At 36.2% G+C, this 21,359-nt stretch carries 15 protein-coding genes; 4 read left to right on the forward strand and 11 right to left on the reverse strand.

Translation table 11 applies throughout. The features are described from left to right. Positions 1-71: 71 nt before the first annotated feature. Genes ACHRV5_RS17005 through ACHRV5_RS17015 form a run of 3 tightly spaced genes read right to left on the reverse strand, consistent with a single transcriptional unit; the run spans position 72 to position 6,284 of the window. A complete protein-coding gene (locus ACHRV5_RS17005; RefSeq protein WP_395427543.1) occupies positions 72-1,691 on the reverse strand; it encodes a RagB/SusD family nutrient uptake outer membrane protein in 1,620 nt (539 codons plus the stop codon). Between the two features lie 11 nt (positions 1,692-1,702). Next, complete coding sequence (locus tag ACHRV5_RS17010) at positions 1,703-4,804, reverse strand: SusC/RagA family TonB-linked outer membrane protein (protein WP_395427544.1); 3,102 nt, start codon at positions 4,802-4,804, stop codon at positions 1,703-1,705. A 40-nt stretch (positions 4,805-4,844) separates the two neighbouring features. Continuing rightward, complete coding sequence (locus ACHRV5_RS17015) at positions 4,845-6,284, reverse strand: glycoside hydrolase family 28 protein (protein WP_395427546.1); 1,440 nt, start codon at positions 6,282-6,284, stop codon at positions 4,845-4,847. A 285-nt stretch (positions 6,285-6,569) separates the two neighbouring features. Here ACHRV5_RS17015 and ACHRV5_RS17020 point away from each other — a divergent pair, with 285 nt between their 5' ends. From ACHRV5_RS17020 to ACHRV5_RS17035, 4 genes are all read left to right on the forward strand, one after another. After that, positions 6,570-7,598 carry a LacI family DNA-binding transcriptional regulator gene (locus ACHRV5_RS17020; protein ID WP_395427547.1) on the forward strand — a complete coding sequence of 343 codons (1,029 nt, stop codon included), beginning with the start codon at positions 6,570-6,572 and terminating at the stop codon, positions 7,596-7,598. 442 nt (positions 7,599-8,040) lie between these two features. Continuing rightward, positions 8,041-9,135: a helix-turn-helix domain-containing protein gene (locus ACHRV5_RS17025; protein ID WP_395427548.1), complete on the forward strand. Its 1,095-nt coding sequence runs from the start codon at positions 8,041-8,043 to the stop codon at positions 9,133-9,135. A gap of 297 nt (positions 9,136-9,432) precedes the next feature. Continuing rightward, entirely contained in the window at positions 9,433-10,212 is a 780-nt protein-coding gene (locus ACHRV5_RS17030; protein ID WP_395427549.1) for an SDR family NAD(P)-dependent oxidoreductase, read from the forward strand. Next, the gene (locus ACHRV5_RS17035) at positions 10,209-11,174 is read left to right on the forward strand and encodes an NAD-dependent epimerase/dehydratase family protein (protein ID WP_395427550.1); all 966 of its coding nucleotides are present in this window, start codon (positions 10,209-10,211) and stop codon (positions 11,172-11,174) included. The genes ACHRV5_RS17030 and ACHRV5_RS17035 overlap by 4 nt, the downstream gene beginning before the upstream one ends. 432 nt (positions 11,175-11,606) lie before the next feature. Here the strand turns inward: ACHRV5_RS17035 and ACHRV5_RS17040 are convergent, their stop codons facing one another. The 8 genes from ACHRV5_RS17040 to ACHRV5_RS17075 form a co-directional block, all read right to left on the reverse strand. Continuing rightward, on the reverse strand, positions 11,607-13,229 hold the full coding sequence (locus ACHRV5_RS17040) for a UxaA family hydrolase (protein WP_395427551.1): 1,623 nt from the start codon (positions 13,227-13,229) through the stop codon (positions 11,607-11,609). 2 nt (positions 13,230-13,231) lie between these two features. After that, the gene (locus ACHRV5_RS17045) at positions 13,232-14,698 is read right to left on the reverse strand and encodes a tagaturonate reductase (RefSeq protein ID WP_395427552.1); all 1,467 of its coding nucleotides are present in this window, start codon (positions 14,696-14,698) and stop codon (positions 13,232-13,234) included. Between the two features lie 209 nt (positions 14,699-14,907). Further along, entirely contained in the window at positions 14,908-15,579 is a 672-nt protein-coding gene (locus ACHRV5_RS17050) for a bifunctional 4-hydroxy-2-oxoglutarate aldolase/2-dehydro-3-deoxy-phosphogluconate aldolase (RefSeq protein ID WP_395427553.1), read from the reverse strand. A gap of 12 nt (positions 15,580-15,591) precedes the next feature. After that, a complete protein-coding gene (locus ACHRV5_RS17055) occupies positions 15,592-16,614 on the reverse strand; it encodes a PfkB family carbohydrate kinase (protein ID WP_395427554.1) in 1,023 nt (340 codons plus the stop codon). Positions 16,615-16,733: 119 nt separating this feature from the next. Then, positions 16,734-18,140 carry a glucuronate isomerase gene (gene uxaC, locus ACHRV5_RS17060; protein WP_395427555.1) on the reverse strand — a complete coding sequence of 469 codons (1,407 nt, stop codon included), beginning with the start codon at positions 18,138-18,140 and terminating at the stop codon, positions 16,734-16,736. 21 nt (positions 18,141-18,161) lie between these two features. Continuing rightward, positions 18,162-18,953, reverse strand: coding sequence for a gluconate 5-dehydrogenase (locus ACHRV5_RS17065; protein WP_395427556.1), 792 nt, complete (start codon positions 18,951-18,953; stop codon positions 18,162-18,164). A gap of 4 nt (positions 18,954-18,957) precedes the next feature. Continuing rightward, entirely contained in the window at positions 18,958-19,794 is an 837-nt protein-coding gene (gene kduI / locus ACHRV5_RS17070; RefSeq protein WP_047777231.1) for a 5-dehydro-4-deoxy-D-glucuronate isomerase, read from the reverse strand. Between the two features lie 87 nt (positions 19,795-19,881). Beyond that, the gene (locus ACHRV5_RS17075) at positions 19,882-21,327 is read right to left on the reverse strand and encodes an MFS transporter (protein ID WP_395427557.1); all 1,446 of its coding nucleotides are present in this window, start codon (positions 21,325-21,327) and stop codon (positions 19,882-19,884) included. Positions 21,328-21,359 lie beyond the last annotated feature (32 nt).

Consider the following 21,359-nt stretch of genomic DNA (forward strand, 5'->3'; position numbering starts at 1 on the left):
TGAAAGGTATGGTGTTTACTTTACTTTCATTTTCATCAGCGCAAAACTATGTTTCTATGTATTTAATTGTATTAATTATAGGCCGGGTTTTGTGGGAAATTTTTACTTTGATTTAAATCCAAGGCCTCTTGTGGAATTGGTCTCAAAATTTTCTTTTCTCCATTTGCTCCGTCAAAATTTGCTGCTTTAATATTGAAATTATGTAAAGAGGCTCTTTCGATTAATTTTCCGGTACGTTTCAAATCGAACCAGCGGTTGTATTCTCCGATCATTTCTCTTGCTCTTTCGTCCAAAATATAATCGATGTTAAACTCTCCGGCAGTTGCATTGGCCACACCGGCTCTTTTGCGTACTTCATTTAATCTGATTAATCCTGTGGCAGGATTGGTGTGTAAATAAGCTTCTGCTGCAATTAAATAGGTATCTGCCAATCTCGAAATCACAAAATCACGAGTACTTGTTCTTGGTGTAGTTGAACTGGTAGCGAAAGGTGCTTTTGGATCATCAAACTTGCGAACCGGAATAGTTTGGTAATCACTATTCAAACCTTTTCCTGCACCATAAGTTCCGTATAGATGAATATTAGTTTTTGGATTTGCCAGTTTGTACGCATCTAATTCTGCCGGAGTCATCCATTTAGGTACATAAAAATGAGTAACCGCTAAACCTGTTTTATTGGCTACATCATAATAATCATAATATCTTGTATAGGTTTGTGTCATAAAAGTTCCATCCCAACGGGTATCTCCTTTTTCAAAAAGTCCAATCGCGAAATCAGTTGGCAATAAGTTGTATGATCTGTAAGGCGCTTTACCTGCCACTTCTGATCCTCCTAAATAAGAACTAAAATAACTTGCTTGCCCGTTTCCGGTAGTCTGCGGGTTGGAACTGTTGGAACCGGCGCTAAACTGAGCTGAGAAAATCACTTCTGCATTTATATCATTTGCCGGCAACCATAAATCACTATACTTAATAGTCAAAGCCTGACCGGCTATAGCATCGTCTGCATATTTTGCAGCAGTTGCAAAATCGGTTGCGGCACCAAAAGTTTCATAGGCTCTGGTTAAATATACTTTTGCCAATAAATCCTGAACGGCTCTTTTGGTCACTCTTCCTGTAAAAGCACCGGCGGGTACCAAATTGAGAGATTCTTCTAATTCTTTAACTATAAAAGTATAGATTTCTTCTGCTGAATTTCTATCAAAAGACAATATCGGTGAATCGTGATACTGGGTGTCTAAACTAACACCTCCGTAGGTTTGTACTAATAAAAAGTAGGCATTTGCTCTTAGATACTTTACCTCTCCGATTCGGGCACTTAATGTTGCCGTTTTCTCTGTTAATTCTCCAAAATGCAAAGCTGTATTGGCTCTTTGAATGGCTTTGTAACATTCTTTATACAGATAATCTACATTGGGAGAGGAAGAAGTCAGTTGTGTATATTGGCTTATTCCGATTGGTTCTGTACTTCTGCCTTCGGCATATAAATCTGTTCCGGAAACAAACAACCAAGGTTCGCCACCGTAAATATCTTTTAGTTCTGCATAATTTGCATTTATTAAAGATTCATATCCTGATGACTTTAAATATTCCGAAGTCTCAGCGCTGGATCTGTTGTCCTCTTCGATAAAATCACTGCAAGAACTAAGTGTTAATAATGCTATTGATAGGGTTATTATTGTTTTTTTCATTTTGACTCTTTTTAAAATTTAACACTCATTCCCATTTGATACGTAATCGATGCTACACGACCTACACCAAATCCTGCTGCAGCCCATTCCGGATCGTAACCATCATACTTGGTGAATACAAATGGATTTAAAACATTTACATAAAAACGCAGGTATTTCATTTTAAATTTCTCAATAACGCTTGGTTTAAAAGTATATCCTAAAGCAATATTTTTAATTTTCACAAAAGAGTTGTCTCTGTAATAACCTACACCATTAGAATTCCAATAAGTACCTTCGTTAAATGCCATTGGATATTGGTTAGAAGCATTTGCCGGTAATCCTGCATCATTTGCCGGAATATACCAGTCAATATCAGCTTTCTGACGACCTCTGTCGAATACATTCGTAAAGTTGGCGTGGTAAGGGCTAAATACATACGATCCTTCGCTGATAATTGCTGAAGCTGATAAATCAAAATTACCTACATTCAATTTTGTTGAAATACTACCTGTCCAATCCGGATTGGCGTGACCCAAAATTTGTCTGTCGTCTGTTGTGATTTTTCCGTCGCCATTTACATCTTCTACTCTTGCCTGACCCTCACTTTGTCCGTAAGATGCGGCTTCGGCAGCTTGATTGGCTTGCCAGATTCCTGTAAATTTATAATTGTAAATAGCGTCTATTGATTCACCAATAAACAAATTGTTCCCTACATCATCATTTTCTTTGTCGTAAACCGATACGATTTTATTGTTGTTTTTTGAAAAAACGAAAGTTGTTTCCCATTTCACAAAATCAGTATTGATGTTTTTTGTGGTTAGCAATACTTCTATCCCTTTGTTACTTACTGAACCAATGTTGTTGGTGTAATTCGTGTATCCGTTTTCAACCACTAATTTTTGATCTAATAATAAATCAGTAGAAAGTCTGTCGTACACATCTACACTACCTGTAATTCTATTGTTTAAAAATCCGAAATCCAATCCAACGTTAAACTCTCTCATTTTCTCCCAACCTAATTCTTTGTTGGCCGGTTTCCCTTGCAACCATCCGTTTGCCGTTGTATTATTGTAATCGTAATACGTTTGCTGATCTATTTTGTTAATGGTAGAATAAGCCGCTACCTTGTTGTTTCCGGTGTATCCGTAACTTGTTCTAAGTTTTAAATCGGAAACAACTTGTTGGGTTTTCATAAAACTCTCATCCACTACTCTCCATGCGAATGCCGCTGAAGGAAATGAACCCCATTTGTTATTGTCTGCAAATCGGGAAGAACCATCCCATCTGTCTGACAAAGTCAATAAGTAACGTCCTTTATAACTGTAATTTAAACGTAACGCATAAGAAAGTAAAGTACTTTTAAGATAACTTGAACCTACTAAAAAAGTCGATTGTTTCCCTGAACCTAAATTGTCAAATCCCAAATCAAATGGCTGATCTGTAGAACTTGCCGAAGTGGTTTCTGTTTTATCATAATACATACTTTGAAGTCCCAATAAGGTAAAAGAATGATCCTTATTTAAATCATAGTTAATCGTAAACTGATTGTCCCAGGTTGAATTGAAATTTCCTTTTTCATTAACTGAAGCCGAAGGTAAATTTCTGTTAGCAACACCTGTATTGGTTAAAGCACCCCACGCCTGTCCTTGTCTGGCGTGATCATAACCAACTGCATAAGTCGATTTAAAAGTAAGCCATGATATTGGTTTATATTCTACAAATACATTTCCTACACCATTCCATCTTGTAATTTCATTGGTTGAATTGGCAATTTCCAATAACGGATTATAAGTACTTGTTTTATTGATTAAGAAAGCACCTGAATCGTCTGTCAATTTCCCCGGTAATGGAAATAAGTTTCCATGCAAATCATAAGGCGTGTAAAACGGACTTAATCTGAAAGCTTCCTGCATAGCCAAAGCACTTCCTAATTCCTGATTTGTTTTGGTCAGTGTTAAATTGGTTCCAACTGTAAATTTATCGTTTAGTTTGTGTGTTAAACCCACTTTAAAACTGTATTTATCTAGAGATTCATTCTCAACATTTCCAGTTTCATTTTGCAAACCAATACCTAAATTATACGCTAATCCGCTATCACCGCGACCAGAAATTGACACGTAATTATTTTGTTGAATACCGTCTTTAAGTACGGCATCGTACCAGTCAAAAGTATCATTGTTAGCTACTCTTTCGGCAAGTAATGAGTTTTGTGTACCTATAACGGTAGCATTTAAAGTGGCCGGTGTAACGGTTCCGGTAATCGGATCTTTTTTAGCTGTCGTTAAATAAGCCGACTGATGATACAACCACCATTTTTGTCCACTCATCATTTTAGGCAATCTCGCAACTTGTTTTCCTCCAATGTAAGAATCAATAGAAACCGTCATTCCGGCTTTAGCTGTTGATCCACTTTTAGTAGTTACGATAACAACTCCATTGGTACCACGTGAACCATAAATCGCTGTAGAAGAAGCATCTTTTAAGATATCAATTCTCGCAATGTCTTGTGGGTTTAGAAAGTCAATTCCGTCCGTTGGAACTCCATCTACCACAAATAATGGCGTCGCTCCTCCCGAGAAAGAACTTTTTCCTCTAATTGCAATTGTGAAAGGATCTCCCAAACGTCCCGTTGAAGCATTGATCTGAACTCCGGCTACATTTCCTTGTATTCCTTCCAGTACATTGGTCGTATTTTTTTCAGTGATTGCCTTTGCATCTAATGTTCCTACTGAACCTGTCAGGTCGGTCTTTTTTACGGTACCGTACCCAACTACAACAACTTCTTTTAAGGCATTTGTATCTTCAACAAGGCTTACGTTAATAGTCGTTTTTCCTCCTACTGTGATTTCCTGTGTTTGAAATCCTATAAAACTAATATTCAATATCGCTTTACTGCTACTGACTTTTATTTTATAAGTTCCTTCAAAATCTGTTGACACTCCATTTTTAGTCCCTTTTTCGAGAATATTTACTCCCGGTAAAGAAAGACCTGCTGCATCTGTAATTTTCCCTTCCAATGTGATTTCCTGACTATTCTGGGCATACAGCTGAGTCCCTAATATTAAATTCAGGAAAAATAAAAATACAATGCTGTATTTTCTCTTTCTCTTTAATAGTTTTTTTATGCTCATTTTTTTTTTAATGGTTTGGTTAATTGATAGTTATTAGCTTTTAATTTTTAATCGATTCTACTTTTTTTCCATTGATATAAGTATTTAAAAAGTTTACGTTTTTGACATTTTTAAGGGAATAGAGGGAATCTACTTTTTCTATTACCACATTTTTCAGCGTGATATTTTCTATTGGTGATTCTTTGTAACCGTCAGCCAGAATCCCATATTTACCTCCGTTTTTTACTTTGATATTTTCCAGACTGATATTTCTGATGGACGGTATAAATTTTCCTTCCTGACCACCATACACATTGTACGTCATCGTTGCTCTCAACACGCATTCGCGTACCGTTCCAACTTCAATATTTCTGACATAGATATCTTCTGTTGTACCGCCGCGTTTCGAGTTGGTTTTGATTCGGATGGCGCGATCCAAATTTGGACTGTCCATACTGCAATTTTCAACAAAGACATTGTTGACCCCGGCCGAGATTTCGCTTCCCATTACTACCCCGCCATGACCGTCTATCATTTTGCAATTTTGAACGATAATATTTTTACTCGGAATTGCGACCCTTCTTCCGTCAGCATCTCTGCCGGATTTTATGGCAATGCAATCGTCACCCGTGTTGAACGTGCAATTTCTTATGATTATATTTTGAGAGTATTCCGGATCACAACCATCATTATTAGGACCGTGACTGTTTATCGTCAGACCGTCGATAATCATGTTATTCGATTTTATCGGATGTACAATCCAAAAAGGTGCGTTTATAATTTTAATATCTTTTAGAAGCACGGTGTTACATTCGAAGAATTCAATAAAACTGGGGCGTAAATAACGTCCTTCACCAAAGACTCTTTCGGAGACCGGAACTCCTCTTTCGGCCATATCTATCAATACTTCTCGATTCTGCGGGTCATTTTGCGACGGAATTCCTTTTTTCCATCCATACTCCTTACCTCCAGACCAAACCCACCAGTTACTATTATTCGCCTGACCGTTAAGAGTTCCTTTTCCGGTAATTGCGACATTGGTTTTGTTCTTCGCATAAATAAGAGGAGAATAATTCATTAATTCTGTCCCTTCCCATGAGGTATGAACCAGTGGATATTCTTTTGGATCTGTACTAAAAAGAATTTCGGCCTGATCTTCTAAATGCAGATTTACATTACTTTCTAAATGTATCGGTCCGGTTAGGTATTTTCCGTTTGGAACGAGTACTCTTCCTCCTCCGTTTTTAGCACACTCTTTAATTGCTTTTTCGAAAGCCAACGTGTTAGATGTTTTTCCATCTCCCACAGCGCCAAAATCATTTACCGAATAGCTTTTATTTGAAAAATGTGTTTCAGGAATACTCTTTACTATTAATTCCATTTTTTTCCATGGATCAACTTCAGATGAATTCAGAGGCTGTTTTCCACAGGATAAAAACAATACGGAAATCAAACCAAGAACGGTTGTTAATTGTAACACTATAGATTTATTTGCAATCATTTATGGCGTATTTTTTTATTTTTCAGCAACAATTGTAAGTTTTATGTAATCGATTACACGAAAGTAAAAAAATACTTTGATTGCACCAAATTTATTTAGAAAAAATTTATATATTTAATTTTTATTATCAATTATATTTACACTTAATGTAAAAAAACGCATAATTTATTATCATTGTAGTACTACAAATCGTTAAGATATAAATATTGGTAATCGATAACATTAAATAATTGTTATACAAAAAAAATGTACTTTTGTCCAGTAACTAACTTGAAAACCTATTGAATGAGCGAAAAAATAACCATTTACGATATTGCCAAGAAATTGAATATCACCGCTGCAACCGTTTCCAGAGCGTTAAACAACAATCCGAAAATAAAAGAAAGCACACGTGAGTTAGTACTCAAAACGGCAGCTTCGATGAATTACAAGCAAAACAAACTTGCTTTAGCCTTAAAAAGTGGCCGTAGTAATAATATAGGAGTAATTGTTCCGCGCATTGACAGCAACTTTTTTGCTTCGGTAATCAGAGGTATTGAAGAAGAATTACATCCGCATGGTTATCAGGTCATCATTTGCCAGACACATGAAGATCCTAAAAGAGAAAGTGAAAACTTATATACGTTAATAGATGCTCAGGTAGATGGTATTTTAATGTCTGTTACCGATGTGGCAAACGAAAATACGGCTGCTTTTCAGTATGTATTAAATAAAAATGTACCCTTAGTATTTTTTGACAGAAGTAAACATATAGATGGTGTCAGTTCTGTTACTATTAATGACTTTAAAGGTGGATACATGACCACCAAACATCTGATTGATGAAGGTTGCAAAGCTATTGCTCATTTTTCAGGGGATTTGTCTCTGGAAATCTTTAAAAACAGGTTTTTGGGCTACAAGCAGGCTTTATCAGATCATGGAATGCCTTTTAATGAAGCGTATGTCATTCGTACAAAAAGTGCTTTAGATTCCGGTAAGGAAGCTGTAAATGTCTTATTACAATTAGAAAATCCGCCTGACGCTATCTTTTCATCGAGTGATTTTGCGGCTTTAGGGGCTATTCAGGTATTAAAAGAAAAAAATATTAGCATTCCGGAAGAATTTTGTGTGGCTGGTTTTAGTAATGAGCCTTTTACTAAGTTCATGGAATTGTCAATTACTTCTGTCGATCAGTCTCCTCTTGAAATGGGAAAAATGTCTGCTCGCGTTTTCTTAGAACAGGTAGATAAAACGGATACGATCAAAATTGAGAAAAAGGTTGTTTTGGCTCCGGAGTTACATATTCGGAAATCGTCTTCCCGAACTGTCTCTTAGTGAAATACTCCTTCGAATAATAAACCCAATAACTTCAATGTTTATTGGGTTCTTTTTTTTAAAACATATAAGTGATGTAAGTTCATTGTAGTTATGAGGTGTAAGTGCTTTGCGTTATTGGGGGCTTTAGTTGGGCGTAATTCATTTTAACACATAGAGACATAGTTTGCATAGCTAATAAAAAGACGTTTCACTTCAAATAAAACATATAAGATTATTTGAGAAGATCTTGATTCTCTTGAAACACCTTAAATGTTCATTCTAAATCTATGTGTCTATGTGTTAAACAACTCTCAATAGAACTACACAAGGTCAGTTAAAAATAAATGAGTTCTATTATGAATTTTTAAGCAACCATTTGAGGATAAATTTCATAAATAAATTTCTCAACCAACGGCATAAAAAATTACTTTTGTTACGTCAACGATAAGTGTCACTGCAAATGAATATTAATCTATTAACGACTATTTTTATTGTGGGAGGATTGACTTTGTTGTCGTTTCTCAAATTGAGCAATGTTGATGCTTCAAATCGGAAGGCGAATATCTCTTTTGGAATTTTCCTGTTGCTTTGGTCGAGTTTCTGGTTAGATGAACTGCTCTTTGCGAGTCATTTAGAGAAAGGAGATTTTATCTTTTACATTATACGCTTTGTTCAATTATTTACTCCTATTCCTTTCTATTTCAGCATTGTATTTTATACCAGCCCGAATTACAAAATAACATTTCGTGACTTGCGGTTTCTTGTTGTACCGCTGCTTTTTTTAATACTTATCCTGTTCCGATCCTTGTTAGATAAAACACTTATCAATTTATGGATTAGTTGTGTTTCTCCCCTACACGCTTTATATTATCTGCAATTATCATTTAGAAGAATACTTAAACATCAGAAGGACATTGAGATTTTTTCATCTAACAAGGAATTAATTAGCCTCAATTGGATCAAGTACATTATCTACTGTTTGGTTCTGTCTGCTTTGGCAACCATTCTTTATACCATTTTAGTTCCCAATGGACCATTAAACACCTACATCAATTTATTCTTTTTGGGCACGGTTTATTTTGTGGCTTATCATTCAATCAAACAAAAGGAGTTATTTCCGGTGGGGTATGTTCCCGAAAAAGAAACCGAAATTTTTACAGCGCAATACGAAGGTAGTACTCCGAAAAACAAGCTGTTTGATGATAAAGAATTAGTGCTTTACAAGAATAAGTTACTACAATTGATGTCCGAAGAAAAACCTTATTTAGATACCGAACTTAATCTAATCAAATTATCAGATATGCTTGGGCTTTCCGGACATCAACTCTCTTATATCATCAATAACGGATTTGATGAGAATTTTTTCTACTTCGTCAACAAATTCAGGGTTCAAAAAGCAAAAGAACTACTCGAAAAACAGGATAATGATAAATTTACGATCTTAGCTGTTGGTTATGATGCGGGATTCAATTCTAAGACCTCTTTTAATACTACATTCAAAAAAATGACCGGTGAAACGCCTTCCGATTACCGAAAAAAGCATTCAAAACCATAAACTACTGCTAGTAACATTAGGGCCAATTCGGGTCAATACTATTTAACACATAGACACATAGATTTGGGATTTACAATTTATGCTGTTTAAATAAAAACATAGTTTTTACACATAGTCTTATGTGTTTTATTTGAAGTGAAACACCCTTTTTATTAGCCATGCAAACTATGACTCTATGTGGTAAAATTAATTACGCCCAAAGAGTTTACTATTAAACATTAAAATAGGTTCCGATAGATAAATCCGAACCTTTTACCCAATTATCGAATCTACTTTTACACCTTAAATCACAAACAAATGAAAGAGTTGTATACAGTAGTAACGGGAGCAAGTCAGGGTTTAGGAAAATCGTTTGCCTTTGAACTTGCGCAAAGAAATGAGAACTTAATTTTAGTGAGTTTGCCCAATCAAAACTTGCGGGAATTGTGTATGGAATTACAAAGTCGTTTTAAGATCAAAATCCACAGTTTTGAGATTGATCTGACCCGAAAAAGTAATGTATTAAAACTAGCCAGTTGGATCAACGACAATTTCAACCTGAAAATGTTGATTAATAATGCCGGAATAGGCGGTACAAAAGAATTTGAGAAGGCTGGTGTACACTATCTCGACAATATTATTCAGCTTAATGTCATGGCCACTTCTCTGTTGACGCACCAGGTATTGCCCAATTTACAGCGTCACGATAAAGCCTATATTCTAAACATTTCCAGCCTTGCCGCCTTTTCTCCTATTGCCTACAAAACAGTGTATCCGGCCTCAAAGGCTTTTGTATACTCCTTTTCACGAGGTTTATACGAAGAACTAAAAGATACAAATGTTTTTGTGAGTGTTGTAAATCCTGGTCCGATGAAAACAAATGACGAGGTAACAAAGAGAATTGAAAGTCAGGGATTCTTTGCCAAAATGACCTCCTTAGATCCTGATCAGGTCGCCGTTTTTTGCCTTAACCGATTAGAGAAAAGAGATACTGTAATTATGGTCAATCAATTTAGCTGGCTTTTTCTGAAAATTTTGCCAGTTTGGCTAAAACTGCCAATGCTCTCCAATAAAATTAAAAAGGAGTTAGCCTTATGAAAAGAGTTTTTATGACCGGAATAACCGGATTACTTGGAACTAATCTGGCCAACGAATTGTTACTTCAAAACTACCAAATCACCGCAATCGCAAGAGATCCTGATAAATATATTGGCAACCGAAATTCCAATCTAAAATTAATAAAATCTAATCTGCACGCTGATCTTACTAAATACCTTGAAAACATTGAAATCGTGATTCATATCGCTGCCGAAACAGCTACAAATCTTATTCGCTATTCCGATTATGAAAAGATAAATTATGATGCCACAGTGTTATTATTTAAAAGCGCCCGAAAACAACAGGTGAAACAATTTATTTTCATTAGTACCGCCAACACTATTGGTTATGGCTCTCTTGCAAGCTTAGGAAATGAATCCCGAAAAATCAAAAGTCCCTTCTCGCAATTAGATTATGCAAAAACCAAACTTAAAGCAGAAGAATATGTATTGAAGAATGCAAAAAACATGGCGGTAAAAATTTTAAATCCAACTTTTATGATTGGACCTTATGACAGCAAGCCGAGTTCAGGAAAAATTATTCTGATGAGTTTAGGTAAAAAGGTTGTCTTTTATCCGCCCGGAGGCAAAAATTTTGTGGCTGTAAAAGATGTTGTCAGTGCTATCATTAATAGTTTTGAAAGTGGAAACACAGGTGATAAATATCTGATTGCAGGAGAAAATCTCTCTTATAAACATTTTTTTGAGCAACTTAGAACACAGCAAAATCGAAAGCAATTTTTAATTCCTGTACCAAAATTTATATTGATTGCCTTAGGGTTTATGGGAAGTACAGTCCGCTTTTTTTCAATACAAACAAGTCTAAGTCTCGTCAATACCCGAATCCTGTGTATAAACAATTATTACAGCAACAAAAAATCCAAAGAGCAACTCAAAATGCAATACAGGCCTATTGAAAATGCACTATTTGAAGCAGTAGACTATTTTAATTCAAAAAAGTAGTTTTTTTAAAACCATATATTTTTAAACCATATAAGTGATGTAAGAAAATATAAGTTTTGCCGAAATGCGCTTAGAAAAACAGTCAATAAAAATTCTACAAATTATGATAAATCATAAAATTGAAATTTACGCCTAACAGTTGCATCCAGAATATTTTCCTTTTTATTGCAAATAATTAATATGGATTTGAATTGCCGTTGGTTTTAACCAACGGTTGTGTAGACTCGAGTCAATAGGCTTTAGCCAAAAAACTTAAGAGTCAAATTTTGGCTAAAGCCTCTATCAATGTCTTTTAAATCCGTTGGTTAAAACCAACGGCAATTCAAAAAGTATTTATTAATATTAAATAAAACCAGTATTTAAATATACCCATAGTAAGGTTTACTATAGCGCAAACTTCAATGAACTTGCATCACTTATATGGTTTAAACTCTACAAAGAAACTCCTCTTTTCCAAGGAATAAAATCGTTTTGGTTTAGAATTGCCGCTTTGGTTTTGATGGTACCGCTGGCTACGTCAATGATAAATTCTAACATTTCGTCGGCCATTTCATCAATTGTTTTTTCACCTGTAATAATTCCTCCGGTGTCGATATCGATGATGTCAGACATTTTTTTCGCCAATTCTGTGTTGGATGAAATTTTTACGACGGGTGCGATTGGGTTTCCTGTTGGTGTTCCTAAACCGGTGGTAAACAAAACCATATTAGCTCCCGATCCTACCATTGCAGTCGTACATTCCACATCATTTCCGGGAGTGCAAAGTAAATTTAATCCCGGTTTTGTAATGTATTCTCCGTAGTCCGAAACTCCAACTATTGGTGAGGTTCCTCCTTTTTTGGCAGCTCCTGCAGATTTCATGGCATCTGTAATCAAACCGTCTTTTATATTACCGGGAGACGGATTCATATCAAATCCGGAACCTGCATCCACAACCGTTTTTTCATACCATTGCATCAAATCCAAGAAACGTTTTCCTCCCTCTTCTTCTACGCAACGGTTGACCAACTCTTGCTCTACACCACATAATTCCGGAAACTCAGAAAGAATGGTAGTTCCACCTAAAGCAGCCAACAAATCGGAAGTAACTCCTAATGTCGGATTGGCTGAGATTCCGGAGAACCCGTCAGAACCACCACATTCCAAACCAATTTTCAATTTTGATAAGGGTGCCGGTGTTCGTTTTAATTCATTTGCTTTTTTGATTTCTTCAAAAGTATCTTTTACAACACTGCTAAGCATGGCTTCAATCGTCCCTATTTGCTGCTGATCGTAAATTAAAACCGGTTTTTTGCTATCCGGATTAATTTCATTCAATGCATCTTTAAAAATTTGAATTTGAAGATTTTGACAACCTAAACTCAAAACCGTAGCTCCTGCCACATTCGGATTGTTAACATATCCGGCCAATAACTTAGCCAGACTATGCGAATCCTGACGAATTCCGCCACAACCTCCCTGATGCGTGATAAATTTTACTTCTATATTGTTGAATAAATCAGCATTGCTTGCTTTTCCCTCCTTGCTATCCACTCCGCTTTCCTTACTTACCAAAGAACGAAGTAAGAGCTGATAATCATTCTCTTTAGGTTTCATTAATTCCTTTTCGAAAATATCTTTTAAGATCTCGATATTCCTGTTTTCACAAAAAACCAAAGGAAAAAACAACCATACATTTTCAGTTCCAACCTGTCCGTCTTCTCTGTGGTAACCCAGAAAAGTTCTGTCTTTCCATTTGTCAATATTGGGTGCGGTCCAACCAATCGTTTCCGTTTTGCCTGTTACCTTATCACTTTCGTGTTTTACGTTTAGCGTAGAAAGCAAGCCTCCTTTTTCTATTCTTTCACTTGACTTTCCTACCAAAACACCGTACATAATAATCCTGTCGCCTGTATTAAGCGGAGTTAAAGCTATTTTGTGTTTGGCTTTTACATCAGAACCAATTACAATCGTTTCTCCTTCAAAATGAATCAGTTCCCCTGCTGTCAGGTTTACTAAAGCGACCGCAACATTATCGGTAGGATTAACTTTTATTATTTTTTTTTGCGTTTCCATAACTATTGTATGTAAGTTCCTGAATTTATCTGTTTTTTAAAATTGGTAAAACCTTGTTCGATACCATTTTCATCTATTTCTTTTAAGGCTTCAGCAATAGTTTCTGTCAAAGAAGGAATCGTAGTCAAATCTTCATCCCAGAAACTTTTATTTTGCAAAGTGAGTGTTGCAATTTCATTATAGTCATTTGATTTCCAAACCTCATTAAAAAAAGTAATAATATCTTCACTGTCGTTTATTGGCAGATTTTGTCCATTCCAGGTTCCTTTATAAAAACGAATTAAGCAGGCAAATGCATACGTTAAATGAACCGGCAATTTTTTATGAATAGCGACATACTCCGTCAAACTTGGTAAAACACGTACTTTGAATTTAGAAATCGAGTTTAGGGCAATCGAAGACAATAAATGTTTGATAAAAGGATTTCTGAAACGATCTAAAATTTCCTCGGCAAAACTGGCCAGTTCGGCTGGATCCATAGCCAAGGTTTCATTGATTTCTTCGAAAACGGCTTTGTTTACAAATTCACCCGTGAAGGTATTATCGACTGTTTCTTTAACTGTTTCGTTTCCATAAAGCAACGAGAAAGGCACCATAGCGGTATGGGCTCCATTTAAAATCCTCACTTTTCGGGTACGATACGGCTGCATATCCTTGACTATCTTTACGTCTAAATCGGTCTTCTCAAACGGAAGTTTTGCCTTCAGCGCATCATCACCTTCAATTACCCACAAGAAGAAACTTTCCGCACTTACAATCAAATCATCTTTATAAGACAACTGACTGTTGTATGCTTCGATTTGATCTCTTGGATAGCCCGGAACAATTCGATCTACCAAAGTATTATGGAAGGAGCAGTTGTTGATGACCCAAAAAACAAAGTCCTGCTCCAATTTCCATTCAATAGCATATTTTAGAACAATTTCTTTTAACGTATCCGAATTGTAATTGATCAGTTCACAGGGAATAATGGTCAATCCTTTCGAAGCTTCTCCATTAAAATGTTTAAATCTTTCGTGTAAAAGCACCGTTAATTTCGCCGGAAAAGACACCGGAGGCTGCATTGTCGGAAGATCAGATGCGATATATTCTATACCGGCTTCGGTTGTATTGGATATAATAAAAGCCAATTCTTCTTCTTTGGCCAAAGCCAAAAAATCTTGAAAAGAAGCATACGGATCAATTGCTTTTACAATATTGGTAATCAATTCTTTCTCTTGAATTTCCTGTCCTTTTTTAACCCCTTTCATAAATAAAGTATACAAACCGTCCTGTGCATTAATCATCGGAACCAAGCCTTTATCGATCGGTTGTACCACAGCAATACCGGCATTAAAATCAGCCTTCTGATTGAGTTTTTGAATAGCAAATTCTACAAAAGCCCTTAAAAAATTACCCTCTCCAAATTGCACAATCTTGATTGGAAGTTTCGCTGTTAACTTCGCATTTGATCTGTTTATTTTTTCCATTTTTAATTCTTTATCACTTTATCAATTCCCCTAACAATCTCCTAATCTGATTTTTATATTTTTTAAATTGTAAAAGAAACATCACACCTGAGTGAGAAAAAAATCTTGTCGTGAGGATTCACAAGATTTATTTTGCAAGTGTAATGTTCTATTACAATAACTAAAACTCCAAAAAACGACTCGTCGAACAGGGAACTGTTATAATTGTACTATTTGTTTTTTATCTTTTTGATGATCGCGAGAACCTCACTTACTTTGTTTTTTAAACCCTCAAAGTCATTCTTATCAAGTATCTCTTTTGAGATTAACTGTGACCCCAAGCCAACACAAACCGCACCGGCATCGAGCCATGAAGTCAGACTTTCTACGGTAGGAAAAACACCTCCTGTTGGCATAATACTTGTCCAGGGACAAGGGCCTTTTATTGCTTTTATAAATTCCGGTCCATAGATATCTGCCGGAAATAATTTTACGATTTCACATCCTAATTCTTCGGCTCTGGCAATCTCGGTAAGTGTCCCGCAACCCGGTGACCATAATACTTTGCGACGATTACAGACAATTGCAATATCTTCTCTAAAAACAGGAGTCACAATAAAATTAGCTCCTAACTGCAGGTATAAAGACGTTGCTGCTGCGTCTGTAACCGATCCTACGCCCAACATCATTCCCGGTAATTCAGCCAATGCATATTTATTTAAAGCCCCAAATACCTCAAAGGCAAAGTCGCCGCGACTTGTAAATTCCATTAACCTTGCGCCACCATCATAACAAGCTTTTAACACTTTTTTACTCACTTCGATATCCGTATGAAAAAAGAGCGGAACCATACCGTTTTCTTTCATTTGCGAAGCCACTTCAATTCTTGAATATTTTGCCATTTTTTATTTTAATTATCTTGATACCAAACCTGTAGCATCACCATCAACCATATTCTCTACTTCTTTTAAGGTCACTAAATTGTAATCTCCCGAAATAGTGTGTTTTAAACAACAAGCAGCTACTGCAAAATCTAAAGCTCTCTGGTTGTTGTTCTGATATTCGCATAGACCATAAATCAATCCGCCCATAAAGGCATCACCACTACCAACTCGATCTACAACAGGAGTTACTTCTTTGACAGCGGCATTGTAAATCGCTTTTCCATCAAACAAAATCCCGCCAATTCTTTGGTGAGAAGCACTAACCGAATAACGGAGTGTGGTCGCTGCAATTTTTAAATTCGGAATAAAATCAAAGAGTTTCGTATACAACGCAGGAAGCGTTTTCTCGTCCTGATAGTTTGGATTTACTTTTGGAATTCCTAACATAAAATACGCGGTATCAATATCTCCCAAAATCACATTGCTGTATTTTAATAGCTCGGGCATAACATCACTCGGCGTTTTACCATACTGCCATAATTTGGATCTGTAATTTAAATCACATGAAATCATGATTCCCAATTTATGCGCTACTTTAATCGCTTCCAGACAAGCTTCGGCGGCAGTTTCAGAGATGGCAGGTGTAATTCCGCTCCAGTGAAACCAAGTTGCACCTTCTAATACTTTTTCCCAATCAATACTTCCTTTTTCAATGGTTGCCATTGAACTGTGTGCCCGATCATAAACCACATTGCTTCCACGAGTTCCGGCTCCGGTTTCCAGAAAATAGATACCTAAACGTTCTCCTCCAAAAATTATATTTTTTGACTCGACGTTCATTTTTCGCATTTCTTTTAATGCCGAACCTCCGATTTCATTTTCGGGTAAACGGGTTACAAATTCTGCATTCAGACCGTAATTCGCCAGTGAAACGCAAACATTAAATTCGCCTCCTCCATAAGAAGCTCCAAAAGCTTTAGCTTGCGAAAAACGCAGATGTCGCTCTGTCGAAAGTCGTAGCATTATTTCTCCGAATGCAACTATTTTATTCATATTATTCTAATTATTTTATCGCAGATAACTTCTTTTTTTTTTGCCACAGATTAACAGAATTAAAAGGATTTAAAACTTTGCGAACCTTGCGGTTATTCTTTTCTTAATAATTCAAAAACTTAAAATTTAAAATATTCTTTTGCATTGTTATAAGAGATGTCCTGTACCAATTTTCCAATCCATTCCATATCATTTGGAAGTTCTCCTCTTTTGATTTCGTCACCTAAAAGATTACAAAGAATACGTCTGAAATATTCATGTCTCGGGAAAGACAAAAAGCTTCTTGAATCGGTTAACATCCCAACGAAACAGCTAATTAATCCCATATTTGAAAGGGCATTCAATTGTTTTGTCATTCCGTCTTTTTGGTCTAAAAACCACCAACCTGATCCAAATTGTACTTTTCCTTTACTACTTCCGTCATTAAAGTTTCCAATCATGGTTGCCATGACTTCATTGTCGGCAGGATTTAAATTATAGATAATTGTTTTAGTCAATTTATCTTTGCTATCTAAAGCATTTAAAAAAGACGAAAGTTTTTGTGCCTGCGGATAATCTCCAATCGAATCCCAACCAGTATCCGGACCTAAAATTTTGTGCATGCGTGCATTATTGTTGCGCAAAGCACCTAAGTGAAACTGCTGTACCCATCCTTCCTCATGATACATTTCTGCTAAAAAAAGCAAGATGGCACTTTGGAATTTTAAAGCTTCTTCAGGAGTAATAATTCTGTTTTCTCTTTTCTTTTTGAAAATCGTATTGATCTCTGTTTCCGTAAATTCTTCAAAATAGATCTGATCTAATCCATGATCACTTAGTTTACAGCCATTTTGACTAAAAAACTTGATTCGTTTTTTTAAAGCGCTACATAAATCGGAATAGGTATTTATCGCCACACCGGACACATCCCCTAATGTGTCCAGATAGGCATTATAACCATCGTTTGAAATTAGAATGGCTTTATCAGGCCTGAAAGCCGTACTCATTTTAGTCCCAATCGGATTCTTAGCTAATTTTTGATGAAACTCCAGTGTATCAATAGGATCTTCGGTTGTACATACTAGTTCAGCATTTACTTTTTTAAGCAAATTCTGCGTGCTGTAACTTTCAGAGTTTATTTTTTCAGTCGTTTCGATATAGATTTTTTCGGCTGATTTTTCATTCAACAAATCATAAATATCAAAATATCGTGCTAACTCCAAATGTGTCCAGTGGTACAAAGGATTGCGCATGGTGTACGGAACGGTTTTAGCCCAGTTTATAAATTTATCTTTATCTGAAGCGTTTCCTGTAATAAATTCTTCCTTTATTCCCAAAGTACGCATGGCGCGCCATTTATAGTGATCCCCATTGATCCATACTTTTGTAATCGTATCAAAAATGGTATTATCTGCAATATGTTGTGGAGACAAATGATTATGGTAATCAATTATCGGTTGATTTTTTGAGTAATTATGATACAATTCTTCCGCGAATTTATTTTCAAGCAAAAAATTATCATTTATGAATGTGGTATTTGAACTCATACTTTTTTATCTAATTAAAAATTATTCGTTTGCCGGTTTACCAATAGTAGCAAGGATTCCCCCGTCAACATACAAAATATGACCGTTGACAAAATCACTGGCTTTAGAAGACAAAAATATCGCTGCTCCTGCCAGATCATCTGCATCTCCCCATTTCGCAGCAGGCGTTCTGTTAATTATAAAATCATTAAAGGGATGTCCCTCTACTCTAATTGGTTTGGTTTGTTCTGTTGCAAAATACCCCGGACCAATACCGTTAATTTGAACATTGTATTTTGCCCATTCGGTAGCCATATTTTTGGTCAGCATTTTCAAACCACCTTTGGCAGCGGCATAAGCCCCTACTGTATTTCGGCCTAATTCACTCATCATGGAGCAAATGTTGATTATTTTCCCTTGTCTTCGTTCGATCATTCCTTTAGCAACCTGTTTAGAAACAATAAACGGACTTACTAAATCGAGGTCAATTACTTCCTTAAAATCGGCCACTTCCATTTCGATTAATGGAACTCTTTTGATAATTCCGGCATTGTTTATTAGAATATCTATTGGTCCTACTTCACTTTGAATTTTTTGAACTGCAGCACTAACTTCCTCCTCCACAGTTACATTAAATCTATACCCAACTGCTTTAATTCCTTCCTTTTGAAGTTCTTTTACCGCATCGTCAATTTTTTGTTGCGACGAATTACCGTTTACAACAATTGTTGCTCCGGCTTTTCCTAATCCTTTAGCCATTGCCATTCCCAGTCCGTGTGTACTTCCTGTAATCAAGGCTACTTTTCCTTCTATATCAAATAATGAATGTGCCATATTCTTATCTTAAATCTGTGATTTTACAAACGTCCATATCTCCGTAATCTAAATTTTCACCCGCCATTCCCCAGATAAAAGTATAATTACTTGTTCCTGAACCGGAATGAATAGACCATGGCGGAGAAATTACAGCCTGATGATTGTTCATCCAGATATGCCTGGTTTCCTGTGGTTGTCCCATAAAATGACAAACGGCCTGATTTTCGGGAATATCCAAATAGAAATAAACTTCCATTCTGCGATCGTGAACGTGCGCCGGCATGGTATTCCAAACACTACCCGTTCTTAACTCCGTCATCCCCATTTGCAATTGACAAGTGGTTACAACCCCTCCGATAATCATTTGATTTACGGTACGATGATTCGCAGTTTCAACTGTGCCTAATTCTAATTTCTTAGCTTCTTCCAAACTCACTTTTACTGTTGGATAATTCGTATGAGCCGGGGCGGAGTTGATGTAAAATTTAGCCGGATTTTTGCGGTCATCGCTTTTAAAAACAACCTCTTTATTACCACTACCGATATACAAAGCATCTTTAAATCCCAATGAATGAGACACTCCATCAACAACGATTGAACCGCTGCTTCCAACATTAATAATTCCCATCTCTCTGCGTTCTAAAAAATAACCCGCTTTAAGAGGATCAATAGTTTCCAATTGCAAATCGCTTAAAGGAACTGCTGAACCGGCAATGTATCTGTCGTAATGAGAGTAGACCAATACAATCTCATCTTCCTGCATTAGGTCATCAATTAAAAATTCTTCTCTTAATTGCTGTGTGTCATATTTTTTTACTGCTTCCGGGCTTGATGCGTATCTTGAACTGTGTTTTGTCATAACTTTAAATTTAATGTAATCGATTGCATAAAATTAAAATAATATTCTAAAATTATCCTTTAAACCGTTTAAAAAGTTTTTTTTATTTTATAAATCTGTAATTGGACTGTATTTTGGCACTAGCGTTTTCATCACCAACCAACCTGTTAAGTAACAAACGGCGCAAATTGAAAAAATGATGAAATAACCTGATTCAATTCCGCGAAAGCCCATAAAGGCCATATTGCTTTCTTTCGCATAATCAAATAACATTCCTGATCCTTTATTGATGAAAGTAGAACCTACTCCACCTGCTAAACCACCAATTCCGGTAATTGTTGCAATTGCTTTTTTAGGAAACATATCACCAACAGTCGTAAAAATATTTGCCGACCAGGACTGGTGTGCAGCTCCTGCAATACCAATTATGATTACGGGAATCCAATAACTTATATGTCCTAAAGGTTGTGCTATTAAAGCTAAGAGCGGGAAAAAAGCAAAAATTAACATTGCTTTCATTCTGCCTTCGTACGGATTCATTCCTTTTTTCTCCACAAAATAAGTCGGCAACCAACCTCCAATAATCGATAGTAAGGTGATCATGTACAATACAAATAAGGGTAAAGCAGCCTGTGTTGAATCCATTCCGTAAACGGAGCTCAAATAAGCTGGCGTCCAGAATAAGAAAAACCACCAAACACCATCGGTCATAAATTTACCAAATGCAAAAGCCCAGGTTTGTTTGTATTTAAAACAAGCGGCAAGAGACACTTTAGTTGTTGTTTCAGGAACATATCCAGCCATTTTGCTGTCAGCGACATCATCTTGTTGGATGTACTCCAATTCTGCAGCACTTACTTTTGGGTGTTTTTCCGGTTTATCATACATAAATACCCAAAAACCCATCCACACAAAACCAAGAGCCCCAATGATAATAAAAGCCATTTCCCATCCAAAAGATTCTGCTATAAAAGGAATTGATATTGGCGCCGCCAAGGCTCCTACTGTTGCTCCGGCATTAAATATACTGGTAGAAAAGGCTCTGTCTTTTTTAGGAAAGTATTCTGCGGTTGTTTTTATGGCCGCCGGAAAATTTCCTGCTTCTCCAATAGCCAGTACAAAACGGGCAAAAATAAACAGGCACACACTTACGTTAATGACCATCCCGGTATCCTTTACTGTACTGATGATTTCTTTTGCTCTTTCAAAACCAACAAACCATTCACCTGCTATGATTCCGGCCGTTGCAATTCCGCAAAAGGCGTGCAAGCAGGCTCCAAAAGACCAAATACCAATAGCCCATAAAAACCCTTTTTTAGTATCTAACCAGTCTACAAATCTTCCTGCAAACAAAAGTGATACCGCATAAAAAATCGAAAATAACGCGGTGATATTACCATAGTCATTGTTTGTCCAATGAAATTCCGGTGCAATAAAATCACTCCACGTTAAAGAAAGTACTTGTCTGTCTAAATAATTTATAGTAGTTGCAAAAAATAAAAGGGCGCATATACTCCAACGATAATTTCCAACTGTGGTTTTGGTTTGGCTCATAGTAACTGAATTTGTATGTTTTATGGTAATGG

The sequence above is a fragment of the Flavobacterium sp. FlaQc-52 genome (genome assembly GCF_044007495.1).
GTDB classification, from domain to species: Bacteria; Bacteroidota; Bacteroidia; order Flavobacteriales; family Flavobacteriaceae; genus Flavobacterium; species Flavobacterium cupriresistens.